At 72.4% G+C, this 2,036-nt stretch carries 2 protein-coding genes; both read right to left on the bottom strand.

What is annotated here, in order from left to right; genetic code table 11:
• Positions 1-373, bottom strand: a 373-nt coding sequence (locus tag DQW06_RS05570; protein WP_198662389.1) for a glucose-6-phosphate dehydrogenase assembly protein OpcA, incomplete at its 3' end; no start/stop codon positions are given.
• Between the two features lie 28 nt (positions 374-401).
• Positions 402-1,955, bottom strand: a complete 1,554-nt coding sequence (zwf, locus tag DQW06_RS05565) for a glucose-6-phosphate dehydrogenase (RefSeq protein ID WP_013153993.1) — start codon at positions 1,953-1,955, stop codon at positions 402-404.
• Positions 1,956-2,036 lie beyond the last annotated feature (81 nt).

The raw sequence follows: 2,036 nt of genomic DNA, 5'->3' as shown, positions 1-2,036 counted from the left end.
CGCCCGGCCACCACACCACCACCGGCGCCTCGGGCACCAGCAGCGGGGTGACCACCGAGTCGGCGTGCTCGCCCAGCGGCCCGTACAGCCGCAGCAGCACCGCCTCGCCGGGCCCCGAGGTGCCCGGGCGGCGGATCTCGGCGTCGATGGCCGGTTCGGCGTCGGGGTCGCGCCGCACCAGCGCCACCACGCGCGAGGGGTGCTCGCGGCCCGCCTCGGTCGCGGCGCGCACCGCGTCGTAGTGGTCGGCCTCGTCGGTGACGATGACCAGGGTCAGGACCATGTTCATGGCACCGCCGCCCACGCTGAGCCGCTCGGCCATGAGCGCCTCGGCGATCTGCGAGGTCGTGGTGCGCGGCAGGTAGAGCGTCATCGGTTCCTCCCGGCGGGGTCGTGGCTGTTCACGGGCGCCGCCACTGGCGCCCGTCCCTGGAGAGCAGCTGCTCGGCCGACTCCGGGCCCCAGGTGCCCGAGCCGTACTGCTCGGGCTGGCCCGCCTTCGACCAGTACTCCTCGACCGGGTCCAGGATCCGCCAGGACAGCTCGACCTCCTCCTGGCGCGGGAACAGCGGCGGGTCGCCGATGAGCACGTCCAGGATGAGCCGCTCGTAGGCCTCGGGGCTGGCCTCGGTGAAGGACTGCCCGTAGGCGAAGTCCATGCTCACGTCGCGGACCTCCATGCTGGCCCCGGGCACCTTGGAGCCGAAGCGCAGCGTCACGCCCTCGTCCGGCTGGATGCGCAGCACCAGGGCGTTCTGCCCCACCTCGCTGACGTCGGTGCGCGGGAACAGCTGCTGCGGGGCGGCCTGGAACACCAGCGCCACCTCCGTCACCCTGCGGCCCAGCCGCTTGCCGGTGCGCAGGTAGAAGGGCACGCCCGACCAGCGCCGGGTGTCCACCGACAGCTTCAGCGCCGCGTAGGTCTCGGTCACCGAGTCGGAGGGGATGCCCTCCTCCTCCAGGTAGCCGCGCACCGCCGCGCCGCCCTGCCAGCCCGCCGCGTACTGGCCGCGCGCGGTGCCCGTGGACAGGTCCTCGGGCAGCGACACCGACGCCAGCACCTTCTCCTTCTCCGCGCGCAGCGCGTCCGCGCTGTAGGAGATGGGCTCCTCCATCGCCACCAGGGCCAGCAGCTGGAGGAGGTGGTTCTGGATGACGTCGCGGGCCGCGCCGATCCCGTCGTAGTAGCCCGCCCGGCCGCCCACGCCGATGTCCTCGGCCATGGTGATCTGCACGTGGTCCACGTAGCTGCGGTTCCACAGGGGCTCGAAGAGGGTGTTGGCGAAGCGCAGGGCCAGGATGTTCTGGACCGTCTCCTTGCCCAGGTAGTGGTCGATGCGGAACACCGACGAGGGCGGGAACACGTCGTCCACCACCGCGTTGAGGTCCCGGGCGCTCTCCAGGTCGTGGCCGAAGGGCTTCTCGATCACCACCCGCCGCCACGGCCGGATCCCGCCCTCCGAGACCTGGTCCTCCTCGGGTTCGGCCAGGCCGCTCCGCTTGAGCTGCTTGACCACGGTGGGGAACAGCTTGGGCGGCAGCGACAGGTAGAACGCGTAGTTGCCGCCGGTGCCGCGCTCGGTGTCCAGGGTGCGCACGCACTCGGCCAGGCGGTCGAACGCGTCGTCGTCGTGCAGCTCACCCTGGACGAACCGGACGCCCTCGCTGAGCTGGCGCCACACGTCCTCGCGGAACGGGGTGCGCGCGTGCTCGCGCACCGCCTGGTAGGCCTCGTCGGCGAAGTCCTGGTCCTCCCAGTCCCGGCGGGCGAACCCCACCAGGCCGAAGCCCGGCGGCAGCAGCCCCCGGTTGGCCAGGTCGTAGATGGCCGGCAGGAGCTTCTTGCGGGCCAGGTCGCCCGTGACGCCGAAGAGCACCAGCACGCTGGGTCCGGCGATACGGGGCAGTCTGCGGTCCAGGGCGTTGCGGAGCGGGTTGGGTACCGCTCCCGGCATCACCGGTTCTTTCAAGTTCCCGTCTTTCCTGTCGAGAGTGGCCGGTGGGAGGCTGGGCGCCGCCCCCGCCGGGGGCAGGCG

Source organism: Nocardiopsis sp. TNDT3 (assembly GCF_003427465.1).
Taxonomy (GTDB): domain Bacteria; phylum Actinomycetota; class Actinomycetes; order Streptosporangiales; family Streptosporangiaceae; genus Nocardiopsis; species Nocardiopsis dassonvillei.
Note: the sequence above shows the minus strand (reverse complement) of the source record. Positions and strands in the feature narration are given on the sequence as shown.

Coding starts and splice junctions, on each gene's coding strand:
- zwf (WP_013153993.1), bottom strand. CDS start 1,955: ATGCCGGGAGCGGTACCCAACCCGCTCCGCAACGCCCTGGACCGCAGA.